This window comes from Staphylococcus sp. HMSC072B07, assembly GCF_001815505.1.
Classification (GTDB): Bacteria; Bacillota; Bacilli; order Staphylococcales; family Staphylococcaceae; genus Staphylococcus; species Staphylococcus simulans.
The window spans coordinates 83,096-104,258 of the sequence record NZ_KV820902.1 but is presented as its reverse complement, the minus strand read 5'-3'; the positions used below and the strand labels follow the sequence as shown (position 1 = coordinate 104,258).

General features: G+C 36.4%; 22 protein-coding genes and 1 pseudogene. 11 read left to right on the top strand and 12 right to left on the bottom strand.

Going from position 1 to position 21,163, the window contains the following annotated elements:
- Positions 1–16 precede the first annotated feature (16 nt).
- The 4 genes from HMPREF3031_RS04035 (at position 17) to HMPREF3031_RS04020 (ending at position 3,042) form a co-directional block, all read left to right on the top strand.
- Positions 17–547, top strand: coding sequence for a TetR/AcrR family transcriptional regulator (locus tag HMPREF3031_RS04035; protein ID WP_023014808.1), 531 nt, complete (start codon positions 17–19; stop codon positions 545–547).
- 153 nt (positions 548–700) lie between these two features.
- A complete protein-coding gene (locus HMPREF3031_RS04030) occupies positions 701–1,588 on the top strand; it encodes a beta-keto acid cleavage family enzyme (protein ID WP_002480198.1) in 888 nt (295 codons plus the stop codon).
- 1 nt (position 1,589) lies between these two features.
- Complete coding sequence (locus HMPREF3031_RS04025) at positions 1,590–2,558, top strand: 3-hydroxyacyl-CoA dehydrogenase NAD-binding domain-containing protein (RefSeq protein WP_002480199.1); 969 nt, start codon at positions 1,590–1,592, stop codon at positions 2,556–2,558.
- Positions 2,559–2,562: 4 nt separating this feature from the next.
- Positions 2,563–3,042: a thioesterase family protein gene (locus tag HMPREF3031_RS04020; RefSeq protein ID WP_002480200.1), complete on the top strand. Its 480-nt coding sequence runs from the start codon at positions 2,563–2,565 to the stop codon at positions 3,040–3,042.
- A 132-nt stretch (positions 3,043–3,174) separates the two neighbouring features.
- Here the strand turns inward: HMPREF3031_RS04020 and HMPREF3031_RS12965 are convergent, their stop codons facing one another.
- Positions 3,175–4,548 (bottom strand): YqeG family HAD IIIA-type phosphatase, encoded by a 1,374-nt coding sequence (locus HMPREF3031_RS12965; protein ID WP_002480201.1) that lies wholly within the window; start codon positions 4,546–4,548, stop codon positions 3,175–3,177.
- Positions 4,549–4,783: 235 nt separating this feature from the next.
- Between HMPREF3031_RS12965 and HMPREF3031_RS04010 the strand changes: the two genes are divergently transcribed.
- Entirely contained in the window at positions 4,784–5,455 is a 672-nt protein-coding gene (locus tag HMPREF3031_RS04010; RefSeq protein ID WP_002480202.1) for a hypothetical protein, read from the top strand.
- Positions 5,456–5,592: 137 nt separating this feature from the next.
- Here the strand turns inward: HMPREF3031_RS04010 and HMPREF3031_RS04005 are convergent, their stop codons facing one another.
- The 6 genes from HMPREF3031_RS04005 to HMPREF3031_RS03980 form a co-directional block, all read right to left on the bottom strand.
- Positions 5,593–6,252: a hypothetical protein gene (locus HMPREF3031_RS04005; protein ID WP_002480203.1), complete on the bottom strand. Its 660-nt coding sequence runs from the start codon at positions 6,250–6,252 to the stop codon at positions 5,593–5,595.
- 174 nt (positions 6,253–6,426) lie between these two features.
- Positions 6,427–7,734 (bottom strand): CitMHS family transporter, encoded by a 1,308-nt coding sequence (locus HMPREF3031_RS04000; RefSeq protein WP_002480204.1) that lies wholly within the window; start codon positions 7,732–7,734, stop codon positions 6,427–6,429.
- Positions 7,735–7,946: 212 nt separating this feature from the next.
- The gene (locus HMPREF3031_RS03995) at positions 7,947–9,068 is read right to left on the bottom strand and encodes a M23 family metallopeptidase (protein ID WP_002480205.1); all 1,122 of its coding nucleotides are present in this window, start codon (positions 9,066–9,068) and stop codon (positions 7,947–7,949) included.
- A 373-nt stretch (positions 9,069–9,441) separates the two neighbouring features.
- Complete coding sequence (locus tag HMPREF3031_RS03990) at positions 9,442–9,783, bottom strand: hypothetical protein (RefSeq protein ID WP_002480206.1); 342 nt, start codon at positions 9,781–9,783, stop codon at positions 9,442–9,444.
- Positions 9,784–9,797: 14 nt separating this feature from the next.
- On the bottom strand, positions 9,798–10,604 hold the full coding sequence (locus tag HMPREF3031_RS03985; protein ID WP_002480207.1) for a metallophosphoesterase: 807 nt from the start codon (positions 10,602–10,604) through the stop codon (positions 9,798–9,800).
- Positions 10,605–10,719: 115 nt separating this feature from the next.
- Positions 10,720–11,742, bottom strand: coding sequence for a zinc-binding dehydrogenase (locus HMPREF3031_RS03980; protein ID WP_070684421.1), 1,023 nt, complete (start codon positions 11,740–11,742; stop codon positions 10,720–10,722).
- A gap of 154 nt (positions 11,743–11,896) precedes the next feature.
- On the opposite strand from HMPREF3031_RS03980, the gene HMPREF3031_RS03975 reads away from it, so the two are divergent.
- Together HMPREF3031_RS03975 and HMPREF3031_RS03970 are read left to right on the top strand one after the other, a co-directional pair.
- On the top strand, positions 11,897–12,445 hold the full coding sequence (locus HMPREF3031_RS03975) for a TetR/AcrR family transcriptional regulator (RefSeq protein WP_070724627.1): 549 nt from the start codon (positions 11,897–11,899) through the stop codon (positions 12,443–12,445).
- Between the two features lie 147 nt (positions 12,446–12,592).
- Positions 12,593–12,826, top strand: coding sequence for a hypothetical protein (locus HMPREF3031_RS03970; protein WP_002480210.1), 234 nt, complete (start codon positions 12,593–12,595; stop codon positions 12,824–12,826).
- Positions 12,827–12,929: 103 nt separating this feature from the next.
- Here HMPREF3031_RS03970 and HMPREF3031_RS03965 read toward each other — a convergent pair.
- Positions 12,930–13,550: pseudogene (locus HMPREF3031_RS03965) on the bottom strand (nitroreductase family protein).
- A 71-nt stretch (positions 13,551–13,621) separates the two neighbouring features.
- On the opposite strand from HMPREF3031_RS03965, the gene HMPREF3031_RS03960 reads away from it, so the two are divergent.
- The gene (locus tag HMPREF3031_RS03960) at positions 13,622–13,972 is read left to right on the top strand and encodes a MerR family transcriptional regulator (RefSeq protein ID WP_002480212.1); all 351 of its coding nucleotides are present in this window, start codon (positions 13,622–13,624) and stop codon (positions 13,970–13,972) included.
- Positions 13,973–14,106: 134 nt separating this feature from the next.
- Here the strand turns inward: HMPREF3031_RS03960 and HMPREF3031_RS03955 are convergent, their stop codons facing one another.
- The gene (locus HMPREF3031_RS03955; RefSeq protein WP_002480213.1) at positions 14,107–14,418 is read right to left on the bottom strand and encodes a TM2 domain-containing protein; all 312 of its coding nucleotides are present in this window, start codon (positions 14,416–14,418) and stop codon (positions 14,107–14,109) included.
- Between the two features lie 185 nt (positions 14,419–14,603).
- Positions 14,604–15,464 carry a WYL domain-containing transcriptional regulator gene (locus HMPREF3031_RS03950; protein ID WP_002480214.1) on the bottom strand — a complete coding sequence of 287 codons (861 nt, stop codon included), beginning with the start codon at positions 15,462–15,464 and terminating at the stop codon, positions 14,604–14,606.
- A 215-nt stretch (positions 15,465–15,679) separates the two neighbouring features.
- Here HMPREF3031_RS03950 and hypR point away from each other — a divergent pair, with 215 nt between their 5' ends.
- Together hypR and merA are read left to right on the top strand one after the other, a co-directional pair.
- On the top strand, positions 15,680–16,099 hold the full coding sequence (gene hypR, locus HMPREF3031_RS03945; protein WP_002480215.1) for a redox-sensitive transcriptional regulator HypR: 420 nt from the start codon (positions 15,680–15,682) through the stop codon (positions 16,097–16,099).
- A gap of 19 nt (positions 16,100–16,118) precedes the next feature.
- A complete protein-coding gene (gene merA / locus HMPREF3031_RS03940) occupies positions 16,119–17,444 on the top strand; it encodes a hypothiocyanous acid reductase MerA (protein WP_002480216.1) in 1,326 nt (441 codons plus the stop codon).
- A gap of 94 nt (positions 17,445–17,538) precedes the next feature.
- Here the strand turns inward: merA and HMPREF3031_RS03935 are convergent, their stop codons facing one another.
- Both HMPREF3031_RS03935 and HMPREF3031_RS03930 read right to left on the bottom strand, forming a co-directional pair.
- Entirely contained in the window at positions 17,539–19,065 is a 1,527-nt protein-coding gene (locus HMPREF3031_RS03935; protein WP_002480217.1) for a sodium:solute symporter family protein, read from the bottom strand.
- A 31-nt stretch (positions 19,066–19,096) separates the two neighbouring features.
- Positions 19,097–19,978, bottom strand: a complete 882-nt coding sequence (locus HMPREF3031_RS03930; RefSeq protein WP_002480218.1) for an N-acetylneuraminate lyase — start codon at positions 19,976–19,978, stop codon at positions 19,097–19,099.
- A 246-nt stretch (positions 19,979–20,224) separates the two neighbouring features.
- On the opposite strand from HMPREF3031_RS03930, the gene HMPREF3031_RS03925 reads away from it, so the two are divergent.
- On the top strand, positions 20,225–21,091 hold the full coding sequence (locus HMPREF3031_RS03925; protein ID WP_002480219.1) for an ROK family protein: 867 nt from the start codon (positions 20,225–20,227) through the stop codon (positions 21,089–21,091).
- Positions 21,092–21,163: the final 72 nt, after the last annotated feature.

The following is a 21,163-nucleotide window of genomic DNA, read 5'->3' as shown; positions in this document are numbered from 1 at the left end:
AGAAAGTGGTGAAATAATGGCTAAGAATCAAAAGCGAGAGATGTTATTACGAGCAGCAGCCGATATTGTGAATGAACAAGGTGTCAGTGCCTTAACACTTGATGCCGTGGCACAACGTGCAGAAGTGAGTAAAGGCGGACTCCTCTATCACTTCAATACCAAACAAGCCTTAATTCAAGGTCTAGTGGACCATGCGAATGAGCTTTATAAAGAAAATGTTAATCATTATATTGATAACGAAAAAGAAAGTAAATGGCTACATGCCTTTATTGAGGCAACACGTGAACATCGTAAAGAAAACAAAGCTGTGACTTCTGCCATTCTAGCAGCACAAGGTAATGATCGTAATTTACTCGGTCCCCTACAAGAAACCTACCAAGATTGGCAAAATCATATTGAATCGGATGGTTTAGACGCAGTGGATGCGACGATTTATCGTTTAGCTGTAGATGGCTTATGGCTATCTGAAATTTTCGGTTTAACATCTATCGACGAAGACATGCGAGAAGCTGTCTTAGATCGCTTAAAAGAATTAAGCAGTAAATAAATAGAGGTACAACCCTTGTCATGAGAGGCTCTTACAAAAAAGAGACTCTCTTTTTTTATTTTTCTTAAACAAAGGGGTTGAAATAAAACCGTCCAGTTGGTACACTAACAACCGTTGAAAAAAATAACTGAAACTCGGAGGGATAAATAGTCCATGAAAAAAGTAATGTTAACAGCAGCAATTACAGGCGCTGGCGACACAACAGAAAAAAATAAACATGTACCCGTAACACCTGAAGAGATTGCGGATGCCGCAATTAAATGTGCACGTGCAGGCGCAACAGTGGCACATATTCATGCAAGAGATCCAGAAACAGGTGGCGTAAGCCATGATGTTGAATTATATAGAGAAGCAGTACGTTTAATCCGTGAAGCAGATGAAGATATTGTGATTAATATTACTGCAGGCGGCGGTGGCGACTTCCTCCCAGATATGCAGAACCCTTACCAAGCCGGAGAAGGTTCAGATATCCAAACACCAGATGAACGTCATGAGCCAGTTGGAGAATTATTACCAGAAATTTGTACACTAGACTGCGGTAGTGTCAACTTCGGAGATATGGTTTATATCAGTCCGACAGATTGGTTACGCCGTCAAGCACAATTAATCAAAGATGCAGGTGTAAAACCTGAATTAGAATGTTTCGATAGCGGTCATATCCGTTTTGCGAACCAATTAGTTTCTGAAGGTTTAATCGAAGGTGAACCAATGTATCAATTCTGCCTAGGTATTCCATGGGGTGCAGACAATGATGCAGAAACGATTGAATACTTCAAAACACGTTTACCAGAAAATGCTCATTGGTCAGCATTCGGTATCGGTAAAATGCAGTTGCCAACAGTAGAAGAAGCTGCGAAACGCGGCGGCAACGTACGTGTCGGCTTAGAAGATAACATCTATTTATCAAAAGGTGTTAAAGCGACAAACGAAGAACTAGTAGAAAAAGCAGTAGAAATCTTAAAAGGTTTAGATATGGAACCTATGACACCGCAAGAAGCGCGTGAAAAATACAATTTAACTCAGCCAAAAGGAGACAATTAAAATGAAATTTGCAGTAGTAGGAACAGGCGTTATCGGCAGTGGTTGGATCACTCGCATGCTTGCGCATGGTCACGAAGTGATCGCAACTGACCCAGGTGAAGGCGCACAAGAAGCAATGATGGCACAAATCAAACAAAATTGGCCATACGCTGAAGAAATGGGATTAGCAGAAGGTGCATCTTTAGATAATCTGACTTTCACACCACACTTAGATGAAGCTGTGAAAGATGCAGACTTGATTCAAGAAAATGTACCAGAAGTTGAAGAAATCAAAGCAAGTGTCTTAAAAGAAATCGACACTTATGCACGTCCTGACGCAATTATCGGTTCAAGTACTTCAGGTATTATGCCAACTGAACTGCAAGAAGGATTAAAACATCCAGAGCGTTTAGTTGTAGCACATCCTTTCCATCCTGTTTATATCTTACCATTAGTTGAAATTGTACCAGGTAAAGAAACTGCAGAAGACACAGTTGTAAAAGCTGAAGAACTTTATGAAGGTATCGGTATGGACGTCTTACATGTCCGTAACGAAATCGAAGGACACATTGCGGACCGTCTTATGGAAGCTTTATGGCGTGAATCATTACACATCGTTAATGAAGGTATCGCAACTACTGAAGAAGTAGATAAAGCCTTCACTCACGCAGCAGGCTTACGCTACGCACAATATGGTCCATTCATGACATTCCACTTAGCTGGTGGTAATGGCGGTATGCGTCACATGTTGAAACAATTCGGTCCAGCACTTAAGAAACCTTGGACTAAATTAGTTGCGCCAGAATTAACAACTGATTTATACAACGCAGTTGTAGAAGGATGCGAAACAAGTTCACAAGGTTACACAATGTCAGAACTTGACCAAAAACGTAATGAATTCTTAGTGAAAGTGAAAAAACTTGCGCAAGAATATTGGCCAACTGAAACACCAGGTATGAAGAAACGTCAACCTCAATCACAGGGGGTATAAATTCATGACACAACTCTTTACGTATCAAGTGACAGTAAAAGACGAATGGCTCGATCATAATAATCATATGAATGACGCAGAATACAACCGCGTCTTCAGTAATGCGACAGATGCATATCTCGCTTACTTAGGTTTAAGCGAAACTGAAATCGAGCGCCGTCATTACACAGTCTTCACTTTAGAAAATCATGAAACGTATCAAAAAGAAGTTAACAAAGATGAAAATTTGACGGTGACTGTACAACTTGTCGATCATGATGCGAAACGTCTTCATGCATTCATGACACTGTATGATCAAGCACAAGATGTATGTGCCACATACGAAGTCATGTTAATGGGCATTGATACAAACTCAGGTCGCCCAGCACCCTTCCCTGAAGACATCGCACAAAATATTGAACAAGATGCTGAACTAGTAGATAAAGAAGGATTAGACCAACCTAAAGAACTTGGTCGTCAAATCGGTATCAAACGTAAAAAATAATCACAATACTAATGAATCGATTAATATCACAATTTGCATAACACCCAAATGGGTTTCATATAGATAAAAAAGTTCCACTTGCGATAAGATAAGTGGAACTTTTTTATCTTATACTTTATATAATTTTATACATTAAGCATTTCTAATTTGATCTTGAGGAATCAAATCATAATCAAATAGAACTTCTGAATGGTTATCTAAAACTAATTCTTTTTTAAGCACTTTAGATGTTTGTTTATCAACTGTCTCTTTATAAATTTTAGAGATTCTATAGTACTTATCGCCTTCTTTAGCAAAATGATGGTCTTCTTCTACTAATCTGTATTCCCAAGGGAATATTTCCTCACTTCTTAACTCTGCATGAAGTTTCTTATCTGCACACCATAAATGCAGTTGAACATCTTGGTTTGTTTTATTTTTGAATCGGTAATCTACATAGTTATATGAAATAGATGTACCTGTCGCAAACGGAACACGTTTACCTGGATCTGGTGCCAAAGCATCAGAATGATTATGGAATTCTGTAATAGTTAATGGGCTATGCAAAATAAGCAAATGAATAGAGTTAGCTAAGTTACATAGGCCACCACCCATGCCAGCTTGAATTTTATTATTGATAATCACACGACCATCTCTGTAACCATTTTGTTTATTAATTTTGCCTACGAGTTTCCAAAATGAGAATTCTTCTCCTGGATGTACGACAATTTTATCGATTTTAGAAGCAGCCAAATCAATATTATAGGCTTTGTTTTCTTGTAAGACAGGATCAATACCTCGCCCTGTTTTAATTAAGTTAGATGCATTGTAAGAAACTACATTGGGCAGTAATGCCTCTTCTTTTTCTTTTGAAAACTTTTTATGTCCGCGTGCGTCATCAATATTACGTTTTAAAATCCCTTTTTTCTCAGCTAGTGCATAAAAGACAGGATGAATCTCACTTAATAATTTTCGTTTCTTGGGCATAGGTTTCGTCTCCTCTTTAATGATGTCTGTAATTCTTTTTGGATAATAATGATTTAAGTTATATAGACCTAACAATACTTGTTCAACGCGTCTCTTCTTACCAATCTTAGTTTCACCTTCGTGCAACAAATACTTCACTAAAATGCTTTGAATGCCACATAGGTTAGCACCTAAAACATCTGTGAACATTTGATCTCCAATCAATAAAACTTCAGATTTCTCAACACCTAACATTTTAACTGCCTTTAAGTAATTCGCTTTATTAGGTTTATTAGCCATAGGTATGTACAACGTTTGAATATTTCTATTGAAGTCTTTTATACGTTCATCGCTATTATTAGACAGCAATAATGTTTTTAAGCCTAGTTCATGAATATGTTTAAATAACTGATCAACTTCAGCAGTTGTATCAGCACCATGCGGTACTAAAGTGCTATCGATGTCAAAAATCAAAGCTTTAAACCCTAATTTTTGAATTTTCTCATAATTAATCATAAACACATTATCTACGTATGCATTTGGAAATATAAAGTTAAACACGAAGATGTCACATCCTATTCTCAGGTTAAATAAATCTACTCAATTTAATAAATTAAAAATAATTATATGGATTAGTGTAAGTGAATGACATATCAAAGTCAACGCAATATTAATGTTAACAACTGAATTATATATTTTTACAGTTTGTAATGTCTTAAAAACCAAAAAATAAATTGTAATAGTTAATATATTGTGTTAATCTGATTGAAACAAAAACCGAGGGAGCTGATGGGAATTGGGGAAGAGTGAGTTGATTGTGATGTTGACACACAACGATTATACAGTTGAAAATGCACATGAAATATTTGAGGCATGCAAACATACTAAAGCCAATTATTGGGGATTTAAAGATAGTGGATTACCTAAAGCACAAATGATAGAACTGTTTAGATTTATGAAACAACATAATAAGACAACTATTCTTGAAGTTGTTGAATATACAGAACCTGAATGTATCAAAGGGGCACAGTTAGCATTAGATTGTAACTGTGATATTTTAATGGGTACTGTTTACTTCGAATCAGTGAATCAGTTTTGCCAAAAACATAATATTAAATATATGCCGTTTGTCGGCCATATTTCAGAACGCCCTTCTATACTTAAAGGCACACTTCAAGAAATGAAAGAGCAAGCTGAACGTTATATTCAATCAGGTGTGTATGGCTTTGATTTATTAGGTTATCGTCACATTGAAAATCCACCAGAATTAATTAAACAATTTGTCACTCAAACCGATTATCCTGTTTGTGTTGCTGGAAGTATCGACAGCTTTGAAAAACTGGACTTGATTAAAAAAGTGAACCCTTGGGCATTCACAATCGGCAGCGCATTCTTTGAAAACAAATTCGACGGATCTTTCTCCGAACAAATCGATAAGGTCTGCGAATATATTAGTGAAAATGCATAACTACAAGGTTTATAAGACGTCCGCATCTCTTACTTCAGACAAACGTCAGTCTGACCTTTGATGCTAAAAAAGCGCCATGAACTTTTTGTTCAGGCGCTTTATCTTATGTACTATTTCGTACTTCTACTGTTTTGAATCTATCTCTGCATGATGTTTTCAATGGCTTCTATATCATTTTTTGAAGTATAGACTTTGATTGAAAAACCGTTGGCTTTATCTGTATCGTAATACCAATTGCCATTTGAAATTTCATCAGGTCCATTATGAAAATCTGTGAAGTCATCTTTTGTCATTTTTCCAGGTACTACAAACACATGACTGACTTGATTGTTTGAATTATAACTGACACCAATATTGCCATATAATTCAGCTTTCTTGCCATCAATTGTTTTAGCACCTTCTGCACGACCATATTCTCTCTCTATCGCACTTTTGGTTTCCCCTATTTCAAAACCTTCATACCCCTCTGTATTAGGCGCATGCATGTAACCTTGACTGAACATTGGTGAGTTCACATCAATCTCTACTTTATGCGTAGGTGGTAAATGTGACGCTCTAGGTTGTGCTTTACCAACTTGATTCGACCAAAATGCCAACACACCATAGAATAGTCCAGCGACCAGAGCTAAGAATACTAATACGAGTACACTACACCAAACGAAAGTTTTAATTCTGCCATAATCTTTTTGTTGATGTATGACCTCCGAACGAGAAAATTGACTAGGTGTACCACATTGAGTACAAAAAGCTTCACTAGACTGTAACGCATTTTTACATGTTGTACAGTATTTCCCCATATTCCTTCCTCCGATAAATCTTTTTCACAATTCAATTATATTTAAAACTTTGATAATTTTCTACATAAAACGTTTTAAGAAACTGTAAAGTTGTTAAAGAAAACTAAAAAAGTACCTCAGTTATCCTGAAGTACTTCAAAGTTTCACGTAAAACATAGAAACTTATTTATGAAATTAGAATGCGATAACCCCAATAATACCTGCCACAATAATCATACATACCGAAGAACCGATTGCCCATTTTAAAACAACCTTTTGGTTCGTTCCATAATCTATACCAAGCATACCTACAAGCAAGTAACCTGCCGCATACAAAGGACTTAAGACATGAACTGGTTGTCCTAAGATAGACGCTCTCGCCATCATTGCTTTAGAAACACCGAATTGTTGTGCAGATTCTGCAAGAATAGGCAAGATACCATAATAGAATGGATCATTCGCCATAAAGTAAGTGAACGGCATACTGAGCACGGCAGTGATCAATGCGAAATGATTCCCCATCGCATCTGGCACAATATGTACTAAAGCACTTGCCATATGGTCTACCATTTTCGTCCCACTCATAACTCCCGTAAATACACCTGACGCAAAAACTAAACTCACTACCGCAAGTACGTTTCCTGCGTGGCGTTTAATAAGATTGGATTGTACTTTTAGTTGAGGATAGTTAATAATTAACGCTAACGCAAAGCCAAGCATAAAGAGTACAGGAATCGGTAAGAAATCTGTAATCAATGCCACTAATAAGGTAATTGTCAAAGCAGCGTTAATAATTGTTAATTTTGGTCGTAATAATGCAAGTTCATCTTCATCTTTGTCATTTGAAATATGCATTTCTTCTAAAGTGAGTGATAAATGGTTCTTAATACCAATACGTTTGCGCTCTCTCTTCCCCAAGATATAAGCAGCCACAAACGCAAAGAGAATCCCTGCGACCATCACTGGAATAACAGGTGTGAATACTTCCTCCGTTGTTAACTGAAGTGCTGAAATAGCACGTGCTGTCGGTCCACCCCACGGCGTCATATTCATCACACCGATAGCTAATAGCGCAAGCGTTGATAAAATATATGGATTCATACCCATTTTCTTATACAACGGCAACATCGCTGTAACAGTAATAATAAATGTAGTAGTACCGTCCCCATCTAACGCAACAATAGATGCTAAGGCGACTGTTCCGATTGTAATCTTTACAGGGTCTCCCTTAACCCCTTTCATAATCACACTGATAATTGGATTGAATAATCCAGCATCAATCATAACCCCAAAATAGAGAATCGCGAAAACCAACATAATTCCAGTTGGCGCAACAGTCGTAATTCCCGCAATGATATCCTTTCCTAAACTAGAGTAAAATCCCCCGATTAATCCGAATACTACTGGTACCACGATAAGTGCTACCAGCGCTGACATTTTTCTACTCATAATCAGAGCCATAAAGACAATGATCATTACAAAACCTAATAATGCTAAATTCATGATGTGTCCCCTTTTGTTTGTAATTTAACTGTCAGCAAACGCTTACAATTATATATAGTTTACCACAACATATAGTATTTTGAATATTCTAATCATTAAAGTCGGGTATTTTCATTTAAAACAAATAAAAAACGTTATCTCCGAATAAGCTTCAGAGATAACGTGAAAAGGTTATAAAATATGATTAATGATATCGAACTATAAGTTAATAATTATGCTCTGCTGTTGATGTAGCTGTCTGGGTTCACACTGTATTGGTTACCTACGCCACCTTGCATGCGTTGGAAGTGTAAGTGTGGTGCAGTTGAGTTACCAGTGCTACCTGATAAACCGATTTGGTCACCAGCGCTAACATCTTGTCCTTGTTGTACATTTAAGCTGTTCATGTGCATATACCATTGATAGTTATTGCTGTTTTTCTCTTGGATTGTAACTTGGTTACCGCCACCATAGTTACTCCAGCCAGCTTGTGTTACTGTACCGTCTGTTAATGAGTAAACAGGTGTGTTTTCAGGCATACCATAGTCTACACCATAGTGAGCGCCGCCACCGTGATATTGACCATATGGTTGGATTTTAGGATGTTTAGTTAACCAACCTGCATCTTGTGCTGTTGCACCGTCTGCTTGGTTAGAAGGTGCACTGTCACCAGATGTTTGTGCTGCTTGGTCAGAACCTTGTGTTGAACCGCCGCCTTGTTGTCCTTGAGCTGCAGCATTAGCTTGTGTTGTTTGTGGTGCTGGTGCTTGTGTAGCTTCAACATTTTGTGCTGTACCTGCATCAGATGTAGCGTTTTGTGCAGGTGCATATGTTGTATTATCTTGTGATTGGTTATATGTGTTTTCGTATTGTGCGTTTGATGTATTGTTGTTATAAGTTGCGTTATTTTCTGAAGCTTTGTTTGGATTGTTTGCGATATCTTCTGCTGATGGTGCTTCATTTACGTCATAACCATTTGCTTGAACATCTGAATTTGATGCATTTGCTGAATAGTTATTGTCATCGTATTGGTAGCTAGGGTTTAATAAACTTTGTGGGAAATAGAAATAGTGTGTTGCCCCTGCTTCATCTACGATAGTGAATTGATATTCTTTATTATCAAACATTGATTGGTCCCAATTGCCATCTAATGTGTGGTGGTAATTACCTTGTGTATCTTTCGTGAAGTATGATCCATATGAATAACCTTTAGTCTGATCTGCTGTCTGTTGTGCTTGTTGTGTTTGTTGCGGTGCAACTTGGTTATTTTCAGCTGCGTCTGCGTGGTGACTGATAAATCCTACTGAAGAAACTCCCAAACCTACAATAGTAGCTGTTACTAATTTATTCATCATGTAAACTCCCGTCCTTAAAAATTTTATTGATTCGTTAATACGTTTTTCGTTTTTCTCTCAATCAAAATTACAAGACTAAAGGTAACACGGGAAGTACACTAAATAAAGGCGTATAATTGTTTTGTAAACAAATGTATTTTGCATGTAATATAGTTACTGAAATATTACTACCTTGTAAGTACTGTGAAGACGGGGTTAAAACGTCGTTCTTCTTTTCCTTTGTTATCTCTTTATTACTATATTGAAATGTTTGAAACCCTTGATTTCCGGATATTTTAATAATGATTCTTGTGCGCAAAAGCCTTATAACCCCTGGATTTACCTTACATTTTCAATTTCAAAACCGCTTCTCTTCCTTCCTCTATCACACTAACTACATACTCTTATTGTTTTCTTTACTTTGTTGATAATATCGAAATATAAAATACAAACCAGCTAAAAAGAATAGGAAAAGTACGCCACTACCTATAACTTTCGCAATAATATATGTCATTAAGATAAAGGAAAGAAACGCTAAAGTAATAGAAATAATTAAAACCAACCATCTTGTACTATCACTATTTTCTCTTCCAAGAAACACTCGACTTAAATGCGTCTTATAAAAATCTATCAATTTCAGATACAACTTCAGCATTGCTCCAACTGCTACTATAAAATACACACCAAACACAATGATTTTTAAAATATTCCATATGAAACCCAACAGTTCATTCATGATGATAATCTCCTTTATATTTCTATCACCTGTAATGCATGACGCATTTCTTTATCAATATCTTTTGTCCGCCACTCTCTGAAGTAGCCTAATGAAACACAACTATAATGGATATTATCCTTTGTGATACTTCCTCTGAAATGAACATGTCCCATCAAACTATAGCATATGGGATAGTCTTGATATAACTTCATAAAGTCAGAAGTTCCGATAAATGCGTTGAAGTAATCAAAAATACGATGCGGCATCGGCACTTTAAAACTAGGATCCGTCACCACATGTGTAATCAAAATAATATTTCTACCTTGAACCTTTTTCATATCCGCTTCTGCCAGTTCAGCAGCTTTACGAGATACTTCTCTATCCGGCATTCCCCAATCAACATGAACTTTATCTTGCCACGTTGCACCTTTAAAGCGTCTGCGCTCTAAATAATCCAGGCTATATTTAGGATTTGCATAACTATAGTCATACCAACCGCTATTTCCGACAATTGCCCATTCATCATTAATAATGTAAGGATTGCTCATCAATTGTTCCGGCTTACTCATAAAGAAATCATGAATCACTTGTGTAGACGTGCCATCTGTTGACCAATAATCATGATTGCCCGGAATAAAACGTACATCTATACCTGTTAATACTTCCATTTGTTGGATGAAGATATACGATTGTTGATGATCATTCGAAATATCTCCAGCAATCACTAACAAATCTAATTGTTCTTGTTTAACAAGCTGCGCTAAATGTTCTGTATATTGTGCTTCAGTATAATCAGAAGGGCGATCGATATGTAAATCTGAAATGACTCCTATTTTCATTTGTTTGATCCTTCCTCTTTATTGAACGTTTATGTATTATTTTAGACTAATTAAAAAGGAGCACAAGCATTACATGCTCATCCTCCTTTGAACTTATTACTATATAAATAGGAACTTAGTCTATCGTATTGAGTTGGATTAAGATTTTTTCTTGCGACTTATCTTGAATCAATTTTTCAAAACCATCTTCTTTAATATGGTCTAAAGTGATTTTACTAGTAATGATAGGTTCTGACGCTAATGCACCGGAAGCTAATTCATTCATAACTTGATTGTATGTGTCATTACCATATCCAACAGAACCCATAATATTTACACCCGTAAACAATAAGTTTTGCGGTACATTGAATTCTAAACTTTGCGTGTGGAAACTTACAATCATGACTGTGCCTCTTACACGTGTAGATTGAATAGATTGTGTAAATGTATCTGCCACACCGGCTGCTTCTATACTTACATCTGCACCTTCTGGATACATTTTTCTAATGGCCTCTACTGGATTTGTTTTTGTAGAATCAATCGTTGTATCTGCACCCATTGCTTCAGCTATTTTCAAACGTTCTTCAGCAATATCAATTGCGATTACTTGCTTTGCGCCTTGTGCTTTTGCGGCCGCAATAGAGAACAGACCGATTGGCCCAGCACCATAGACAGTCACAATATCCCCTTCTTTAATTCCAGCATCTTTAACAGCTTGATACGCAACAGATGCCGGCTCTACCAATGCTGCTCGTTCTAATGATAACTCTTCTGGTACTTTGAATACAGAATTCTGTGGAATGATTGTATATTCAGCAAATCCTCCATCAATCTGTGCACCAACCGCATCTAAAGTAACAAAGCGTTCATATAATGCATTCTCTTGATCTTCGAACATCATCGGATAAATACAAACACGATCGCCTTTTTTAAGCTCTGTAACATCTGAACCTACTTCTTCTACTACACCTGAAAATTCATGTCCAAGCACAGTCCCTCTCTCCATCGGTACTGAGTCTGGATGCAAATATGCGTGCAAGTCTGAACCGCAAATACCTGCCCAAGCTACTTTCACTTTGACATCATCACTGCTCATTTCTTTTAATTGTCTCTCTTGAACTCTAATATCTTTTTCGCCATACCAAACGGCTGCTTTCATTATGAATTCCTCCCTTTTTCTTTTGAAATTACGTTATAATGAAAACTTGTAATCTCAACTATAGACTGGTTATATGAGGGAATGAATTCTAAAGCAGAACTTTACTCGAAAGTTCTGCACACTTATATACAATTTGTGCAGAAAGAGGATAAACATGGATAAAAGAACAAAGTATACAATGGAACAAATTAAATCTACTTTATTAGGCCTCTTAGATACACATTCTTTTGAAACCATCACTGTAACTATGATTTGTGAACAAACAAGTATTAGTAGACGTACATTCTACAATCATTTTTCAGACAAATTTGAAGTGATAGATGAAATTATGAATGACTATACCCAAGCAATACGCCAAGCCGCTTCAGAAAGTACGCCTGAAAACTTCAAACAAGGCATACTGAATGGCTTTAACTTTATTCATAAAAATAAGGTTGTTTTTATAAAACTTTATAAAAGTCCAGTCTCTAATCTATTTCTTACACGACTAGGTTCTGTCATTACTGAACTAGTAGAGCCTAAACTTAATCATGCTTACTTACAAATGCACAACATCTCAGTTCAAACTATCTTAGTTTTCTTAACGAGTGCAGTTCTAGGTATTGTTATTGAATCAGTTACTAAAAATGATGAGGATTATACAACTAAAGTTGAAGAAATAGCCACACTAGTCAAACCTTATTTCAAAACTAAAACAATATAATTATAAGTAGAATTTTAAATGAAAAGGTTATTTTCAAATTAATAATAATAAAAATGGGTATCCGTATATTGGAGAGATTTGTGCAAACAGGCCTCTTCCGCTAAGCCCTATAATCCATACTTATATCGATGCAGAAAGGGTGATATAGTGGAACAATTTGAAGCTTCTGATAGTGCAGTAGATCTTGAGGATATTAATTTCGCTTGGGATCAACTTATTACTGACGAAGACGAATTGGTGGAGGCTGGCTATCCTCAAGGTCTGCTCGAAGAGTGGATAGAGGATGGTGTTATCAAGCCTTTCTCTCCCAGAGGCAATAAAAGGCACTTTTATTCAAAAGATGTCTTCGTTGCAACTGTTCATCATGTCTTACGAACATAGCATGATGGGAAGCAATGGATCGACCAATGGTTGATCCGCTTCCTTTTATATAGATCATACATAACAAAAAACTGCCAGTTTTTACACTGACAGCTTATACTTCTTATTGGAACTCAACAAATTTTTCATTTGGCATTCTAAATGAATCACGTGGTGCTTTAGCTTGTTTACCAATTGCGATGATCATTACAGGTACATAACGTTCTAATGGATAGCCTAGGGCTTCACCAATTTGATCCGCTTCAAATCCACCAATCGGATTCGTATCATAACCATGTTGTTTCGCAATTAACATCAATTGCATAGCCATTAAACTACTATCGATTTTGACAATGTCACTCATTTGTTCTCGCGTTAAACTTTTATAACCGTTCTTTGCGAGTGGCAGGATTTGGTCTCTGACTTCTTGTGGCATCATACCTTTTTCAACTGCACTATCATAGATATATTCTGCATTCTCATAGCATTGCAAGTCGCCAAAGATAACGAGCATCGCAGAGGATGTGTCGTTCTGGTTCGTATTGAATTGAACGAGTGGTCTTAATTTCGCTTTAGCTTCATCACTTTCAACCACAGCAACTCTTCATGGCTGCATATTCACTGAAGAAGGTGCTGTCGCAGCTTTTTCCAATATCTCATTCATTTCTTCTTTTGAAATTTTAAACTCCGGATCGAACCCTTTTACAGACTTTCTACTATTTAGAATATCAGTAAAGTTTTCCATACTTTCACCTCATATATATTTTCTATACAATAGACTACAGGTTAAACTATGGTTTAAGGGAAGTGATTTGTTTGAAAAAGTACTCCATTCAAGAAGTTTCTGAGATGAAACATATCTCTAAGAGTAAATTGCGTTATTATGAAAAGCATGGTTTATTGTTGAATATTGAAAGAAATGCAAATAATCAACGTGTATATTCTGAAACAGACATAGAAATTATCAGCTTAATTCAATGCTTAAGTTTACTCAATATGCCACTCAAGAAAATTAAGTATTACGTTGAACAACTTAACGAGAATAAAGCACAGATTTCAGATGTTTTAGAAGCACACCTTAAAGTACTTAAAGCAGAAAAAGATATTATCGAAATGCGTATTGATGTCATTGAAGAAAGATTACATCGCACTAAAATAACAATTTAGTTATTCAAGTATGGAGTCTTTCTTCAAGCATACTTATATAAAAACACCCCCTTACTCTATCGTGTGTAAGGGGGTATTCGTCTACTGACTCTATTTTTTTCTTTTATGTAGCTGTCTTGTCCATAAAAGATAACTTATGAATGGCTACCTTGCATCAATTGTATTTCGTTCTCTGCTTCTCTTCTTACTCTTGTTTTATCTGCTTCAACCCAACCTGGAATTAAGAACGCATCCACAATCACCCAAATCAATGTTGGAATACCAAATGTAAACCAAGCTGTTAATAATGTTAATGCAATCATCCCAATAGCTGATCCCGTTTTACCGAAATAGAAACGGTGTCCTCCTAAGCTTCCAAAGAAAAACCATAATACATAAGCAATCGCAGGTTGTTTTGCTTTGCTTGCGATTTGTGATTCAATAAAACTTTTTTCTTGTAAATTCATCAATGTTCCACCTTTCTGTATACTTCAATCAATCCTAATAAAAACTTAATAAATCTTACTATACACATCTAGGTGGTCAATTATTGTCCAGTAATGCAATCTTTTTTGTTTTTCCAAAATAATAACTTTTAAATCTTCATTTTATTAAACTTTCTTGCTTACCGTTTACTTAGCTTTGTTTTTGTTTACTCATAGCAACTTTTGATTTGATTAATACGCTCAATAAAGCTATCAATGTACTTTTGAGGTTCTAAAATGCGTGCTAAAGGTGCCATTTGATAAGCAATATAGTATGCATCTAATTCCGTACAAGCGACTTTCACTATGATTTTTCCATCCTGTGTACGGTCTAGCACCTCGACAATCTTATATTGTTGGCGGAACAACGCCATTTTCGATTCATCAATTTCAACCGTGACGAGTTCTTTGCTTTTGACTTCATCAAACTTATGATTGGAAACCATAAAATTTTCAATCAGACGAACGCGCTCGGTATAAACTGTTTTTTCATATTCATAAGTAAACCAATAGTCATAATGCATGTACATCGTTGATAATGGTTTCACTTCAATATTACGTCCTTTGAATTTCATCCATACTAAGTATTTTTGACTAATCGCTTTTTCGATTAACATTAGAGTTTCACCTGGAAATGTTTCATCTCGATTATTAAAATGATCCAACATTTCACTTAAAACTTTTCTATCTTCAATACGCATGCCCTGTATTTCTCTTCTGAATAAGTTATACACATCTACATGCAAGATAGGCGTTAAGCTTTTAATTTTTACCATAAGCCCTAACAGTGCTAAACCACTTAAACTGTTAGAATGCGTGACTAATTCATAACCGCCCTTTTTATGTACTACCTCAGTATTTCTATTATTCCAATATTCACTTTCATAGAAAAAATCATTAATCGTTCTAATATCCCTTTGAATCGACTTCGTACTAACATTCCCAAAATCAGAGAGATCTGATTTTCTAACTGTTTCCCCATTCAACAAACGTGTGAAGATATTCAAGACTCTTGTTGATTTATCCATGTTTACCATCTCCTACAGTTCAATATACAGTTATAAGTGGACAATCTTTGTCCATTACACAATCTTCTATGTTATTTATCAAATAACTCACTTTATTATTATGAATAATTACCTGTCTTACCCCATTGATAAACCATTATGAGCAAAACTGTTTATTTTTCTCTCAAAATATTGTTAAATGTAATTATAATAGTTACATTAAGAAGGTGAACACGGTGAACTTAGAATTTAATATTGCGGTACATGTGCTGGCTTTCTTAACGAAACATGCAGATGAACGTTTCTCAAGTAAAGCTTTGTCTGAGTTAGTTTGTATTAATCCCGTACAATTACGGCGTGTGACAGGAAAGTTAGTGGAACAAGGCTATATTGATACAGTTCGCGGTAAATATGGTGGCTATCAAGCTAATGTTAAAACAGCCAAAGCTGATTTAGCAGATTTGTTTCAATTATTTACTGCTGAACGGACACAAGGTCGTCTTTTTACAGGAAATTCTGCCAGTCATTGTGAGATTTCTCGAAAAATCGGGAATACTATGGCTAAACATCATGCGAAGGAACACGAACTGCTGATGCAGTATTATCGTGGTTTCACAATTGAAGAAGTTTTACGTGAAACATTAACAGCAATTTAAGAATTTGGAGGAAAATTTCATGACACATTATGATTTAGTGATTATTGGATTTGGTAAAGCAGGTAAAACGTTAGCTAAGTTTGCGGCGAGTGAAGGTAAAGCCGTCGCAATGATAGAGAAAGATCAGAAAATGTATGGCGGTACATGTATCAACGTCGGATGTATTCCGTCAAAAACATTAATACATGATAGTTTAGAAGGCAGTTCTTTTGCGAGTGCGTTTGATCGTAAACGTGAAGTTGTAGACGCATTAAATAACAAAAACTATCACATGTTGGCAGATACACCAGGGATTGATGTGATTAATGCTACAGCGCAATTTAAATCTAATAAAGAAATCGTATTATTAGATGAAGCAGGACAAGAATTAGATGTCTTAACTGCTGAAGATATTTTAATCAATACAGGTTCTACACCGGTTATCCCAAACATAGAAGGTATTGGAGACTCAAAACACCTTTATGATTCTGCAGGAATTATGGACTTACCATTTAAACCTGAACATTTAGTGATTGTCGGTGCAGGTTATATCGCATTAGAATTTGCGTCACTCTTCGCACGCTTCGGCGTTAAAGTGACAATGTTTGTACATCACGATACATTGTTGCCAAAAGAAGACCGTGAAATTGTTGAACTTATTGAAGAAGATTTGATTCAAGATGGTGTGAACATTGTCTATAATGTAGAAACACAACGCTTTGAAGATCAAGAACGCAGTACAATTGTGCATACATCACAAGGCGAATTTGAAGCAGATGCTGTTTTACTTGCGACAGGTCGTCATCCAAATACTTCAGACCTTGGTTTAGACCATACAGATATCGAAGTCGGCAAACGCGGTGAAATAGAAGTTAACGAACACCTACAAACAGCTGTACCAAACATTTATGCAGCAGGTGACGTTACTGGTGGCTTACAATTCACATATATCTCACTCGATGACTTCAGAATTATTAAAGACAATATCTTTGGTGAAGGTAAACGTACGACAGAAAATCGCGGCGTGGTACCATATTCTATGTTCATTAACCCACCTTTCTCTCGTGTCGGTATGACTAAAGATGAAGCACAAGCTGCAGGTTATGAAGTACACGAAACAAATCTTGCGGTTAAGAATATCCCACGTCATAAAGTAAATAATGATGCACGTGGTATGTTGAAAGCAGTCATAGATGCACAATCAGGTTTAGTACTTGGTGCGACACTGTATTGTCGTAACTCTGAGGAAATTATCAACCTTGTTAAACTAGCGATTGATCAAAACATCCCAGCAGAAGTATTAGCCAACAATATTTATACACACCCTACAATGGCTGAAGCCTTTAATAATATCTTTCAAGTTTAAGTTATAACGAAAGAAAGTGATGCATACTTTGTGTACGCATCACTTTTTTATGTTTATATAAGGTTGTTTTGTTTATCTATTTGATTGTTTCAGCTTATTGTCTTGTTTTGGAAATATACGTAGATGGTTTATCTTTGTCGTAAATTGTTAAACCTGTAATATCTTTCGTATATTTAGCAGGTACGAACAGACTCACAATGTATCCGAATAAGAATGCGATGAAGAATGAAATAATTGATACATAGAATGGTGAGTTCGCGCCACCGATACCTTTTAATAGGTAAGCGACAATAACACCTGTGAATAATCCGACTAAGACACCGAATGTATTCGCACGTTTTGTGAAGATACCAACCGCAAAGATACCTGCTAAAGGTACACCGAATAATCCAGTAACTAATAAGAATAAATCCCATAAGTTGTTAGAATCCGCAGCGATTAAGTAAATCGCAATACCATAGCTTAATAAACCTGCGATAATGATTGTCCAACGTGCAAAGCGAACGTTGCCTTTATCTGTACCTTTACTGAAGAAACGATCTTTAATATCTTCAGAAATACACGCAGAAATCGAGTTCAAACTTGAAGAAATCGTAGATTGCGCTGCCGCAAAGATAGCTGCGATTAATAATCCACCTACAAATGGCGGCATTTGAGTCAAGATAAAGAATGGTACCACTGAAGACGTGTTGAAATCTTGTGGTAACGCTGCTTCGTGTTCATAGAATGAATACATCATTGTACCCATACCATAGAAGATCGGCGCTGAGATTAACGCTAATAAACCGTTAATCCATAATGATTTTTTCGTTTCATCAATAGAGTCTGATGCTTGATAACGTTGTACTACATCTTGACTGGCTGTATATTGATGTAAGTTGTTAAAGATGTTTCCTAGGAAGATGATCGGCAAGGCTGCCGCTGTTGTATTCAACTTCCAGTTATCTACACTCAATAACTTTTTCTCAGCTAATGCATCATGAAGAATTGTGCCGAAACCGCCTTTGATTTCCATCGCACCAATTACGATAATCATGAGGGCACCGCCTAAAAGGATAACACCTTGGATAAAGTCACTCCATACCACCCCTTCGAAACCGCCGAGGAAAGTATAAAGAATACATAAAATCCCTACTAAACTTGCGACTAAATAAGGATTAATGTCTGTAACGGCTGTAATCGCAAGTGTTGGTAAGTAAATAACGATTGCGATACGACCTAAGTGGAACACTACGAAAAGTAATGAACCGAGAACACGGACACTTGGTCCGAAACGTGCTTCAAGATATTCGTAAGCTGACGTTACGCGAAGCTTCTTGAAGAACGGTACGTAGAATGCGATTAAAGCCGGGATAATTGCGACAATCGCGATATTCCCTGCGATATACGACCAGTCAGTTAAAAATGCTTTTTCTGGTGTAGACATAAATGTAATCGCACTTAACGTCGTTGCATAGATTGAGAAACCGATGGCCCACGAAGGAAGGCGTCCACTGGCTGTAAAGAAACTATCTGTGCTTTGACCTGCGCGCTTAGTAAAGTACGCTCCAATTATTAACATGACTACTAGATAGGTAATGACCGCTACCCAGTTCCATGTGCCAAAACCCACTTGTTGCATAAACAACACCCCTTAACGTATTATGTCGGTATTACAAGTTGTATTTATCAATAAGATTATTTAACGCTTCTCTGTTTGATTCATTGAAAGGCGCAAATGGACGTTTCGGCACACCGCCGTCGATACCACGTGATTTTAAGATCTCTTTAAGTGTTGGGTATAATCCCATGCTTAAAACACCTTCAATAATGTCATTTGTATCATGTTGAATTTGGTAAGCTTCATCAATTTTGCCTTCTTTAGCTAAATCGAAGATTTGACGTGCACGCACACCGTTCACATTATAAGTAGAACCGATGGCACCATCCACGCCTGAAATCGCAGCTTGAACTAACATTTCATCAAACCCTGATAAGATTAGTTTGTCTGGATATGCTTTTCTGATACGTTCTAATAAGAAGAAGTTTGGCGCAGTATATTTCACACCAACAATTTTCTCGTGATTGAACAACTCACCGAATTGTTCGATACTGATGTTGACACCTGTTAAATCAGGAATCGCATAAATAATCATATTATTTTGAGTTGCTTCGATTAAATCGAAGTAATATTGTTTAATCTCTTCGAATGAGAAAGGATAATAGAAAGGTGTTACTGCTGAAATGGCATCATAACCAAGTTCAGTCGCGTATTTACCTAATTCAATCGCTTCATTTAAATCTAATGAGCCTACTTGTGCGATTAATTTCACATCATCGCCGACTGCTTCTTTCGCAAGTCTGAAGATTTGTTTTTTCTGTTCTGTGTTGATTAAGAAGTTTTCACCAGAGCTGCCATTGACATATAAACCGTCTAATTTTTCATGTTCAATCGCGTTTCTCGCTATTTGTTTGAGGCCTTCTTCTTTCACTTGTCCTTGTTCATCAAATGGAACAAGTAACGCAGCATATAAGCCTTTTAATTTTTCTTCCATATCTAAATCCTCCAAGTTAAGTATTAATAGCACAATAGCTATCCTAAACATCCAACAATGTCCCTTGTTTATACTATATTTACACTTTCAATTGTAAACGCTATCATAACCCTACACAACTGGTTTTGAAAGATTGTAACAAAATATGGACAAAATAATGAAAATAATTTTCAAAATTGGATTTACACTTCCTAGTTGAAGTATGCTCTATATATAATGAAGTGGAAGCAGAGGAGGAATCATCTTATGAACCAGATCGCAATAGATATCGGAGGCACAAACATCAAGGCAGCCCTCATCAATGAAAATCAAGAAATTAAAGATTATAAGAAAATCTCAACACCCGATAATGTGCAGACACTGATTATCGATGAAGTGTATCAATTAGCACATGAACTTATCACTAAACATAAGCTAAATAAACCCCATATCGGCATTTCCAGTGCAGGTGTTGTCGATTCAGAATTAGGAGAAATTGTTTATACTGGTCCAACTATTAAAAACTTTGATGGTACGAATTTTCGTCGTTCTTTAAAAGACTTATATTCATCAATGACCGTACACAATGATGTGGATGCAGCCCTACTTGGAGAATTGTCACTCAATGATTATGAAGAGGATAATATTTTTTGTTTAACTTTAGGCACAGGCATTGGCGGTGCATTTTATAATCAACAATTAGGTGTTTATGGTGGTGCACGTTATCGTGCGAATGAAATCGGCTATTTATTATATCGAGACACTGATCAAAAAACGTTTGAACAACGTGCTTCAACGTCAGCCCTCAAAGCTTTGATGCAAGAACGAGATTTTCAATATGGTACTGACGTACCGAAGTTATTTGAACTTGCACAAACAAATGATAAACAGGCACAAGCTATCTTAGAAGAATGGGCAACTTATGTCGCTGAAGGCATCGCTCAAATTCAAATCATTTATGATCCAGGCTTGATTTTAATCGGCGGCGGTATCTCTTCACAAGGTGAAAATCTTATCCAATACATTGAACCTAAAATCAATCAATTCTTGCCACCAAACTATGGACACGCACCTATCCAAACAACAAAAACTGAAAATCACGCTGCGTTATTTGGCGCAATTACCGAAGGTTAAAGAAAAACCGCGCACTATCTCATAATGTCTTAAAACCCTTGATAGTACGCGGTTTATTTAGTGTTCCGTATG

Bases quoted from the DNA above. Each gene is read 5' to 3' on its own strand.
- HMPREF3031_RS03985 (WP_002480207.1), bottom strand. From the start codon at position 10,604: ATGAAAATAGGAGTCATTTCAGATTTACATATCGATCGCCCTTCTGAT.
- HMPREF3031_RS03990 (WP_002480206.1), bottom strand. From the start codon at position 9,783: ATGAATGAACTGTTGGGTTTCATATGGAATATTTTAAAAATCATTGTG.
- HMPREF3031_RS04035 (WP_023014808.1), top strand. From the start codon at position 17: ATGGCTAAGAATCAAAAGCGAGAGATGTTATTACGAGCAGCAGCCGAT.
- HMPREF3031_RS03995 (WP_002480205.1), bottom strand. From the start codon at position 9,068: ATGATGAATAAATTAGTAACAGCTACTATTGTAGGTTTGGGAGTTTCT.
- HMPREF3031_RS03930 (WP_002480218.1), bottom strand. From the start codon at position 19,978: ATGGAAGAAAAATTAAAAGGCTTATATGCTGCGTTACTTGTTCCATTT.
- HMPREF3031_RS03955 (WP_002480213.1), bottom strand. From the start codon at position 14,418: ATGAATTTACAAGAAAAAAGTTTTATTGAATCACAAATCGCAAGCAAA.
- HMPREF3031_RS04030 (WP_002480198.1), top strand. From the start codon at position 701: ATGAAAAAAGTAATGTTAACAGCAGCAATTACAGGCGCTGGCGACACA.
- HMPREF3031_RS03925 (WP_002480219.1), top strand. From the start codon at position 20,225: ATGAACCAGATCGCAATAGATATCGGAGGCACAAACATCAAGGCAGCC.
- HMPREF3031_RS03975 (WP_070724627.1), top strand. From the start codon at position 11,897: ATGGATAAAAGAACAAAGTATACAATGGAACAAATTAAATCTACTTTA.
- HMPREF3031_RS03950 (WP_002480214.1), bottom strand. From the start codon at position 15,464: ATGGATAAATCAACAAGAGTCTTGAATATCTTCACACGTTTGTTGAAT.
- merA (WP_002480216.1), top strand. From the start codon at position 16,119: ATGACACATTATGATTTAGTGATTATTGGATTTGGTAAAGCAGGTAAA.
- HMPREF3031_RS04000 (WP_002480204.1), bottom strand. From the start codon at position 7,734: ATGAATTTAGCATTATTAGGTTTTGTAATGATCATTGTCTTTATGGCT.
- HMPREF3031_RS03980 (WP_070684421.1), bottom strand. From the start codon at position 11,742: ATGAAAGCAGCCGTTTGGTATGGCGAAAAAGATATTAGAGTTCAAGAG.
- HMPREF3031_RS04020 (WP_002480200.1), top strand. From the start codon at position 2,563: ATGACACAACTCTTTACGTATCAAGTGACAGTAAAAGACGAATGGCTC.
- HMPREF3031_RS04005 (WP_002480203.1), bottom strand. From the start codon at position 6,252: ATGGGGAAATACTGTACAACATGTAAAAATGCGTTACAGTCTAGTGAA.
- HMPREF3031_RS04025 (WP_002480199.1), top strand. From the start codon at position 1,590: ATGAAATTTGCAGTAGTAGGAACAGGCGTTATCGGCAGTGGTTGGATC.
- HMPREF3031_RS03935 (WP_002480217.1), bottom strand. From the start codon at position 19,065: ATGCAACAAGTGGGTTTTGGCACATGGAACTGGGTAGCGGTCATTACC.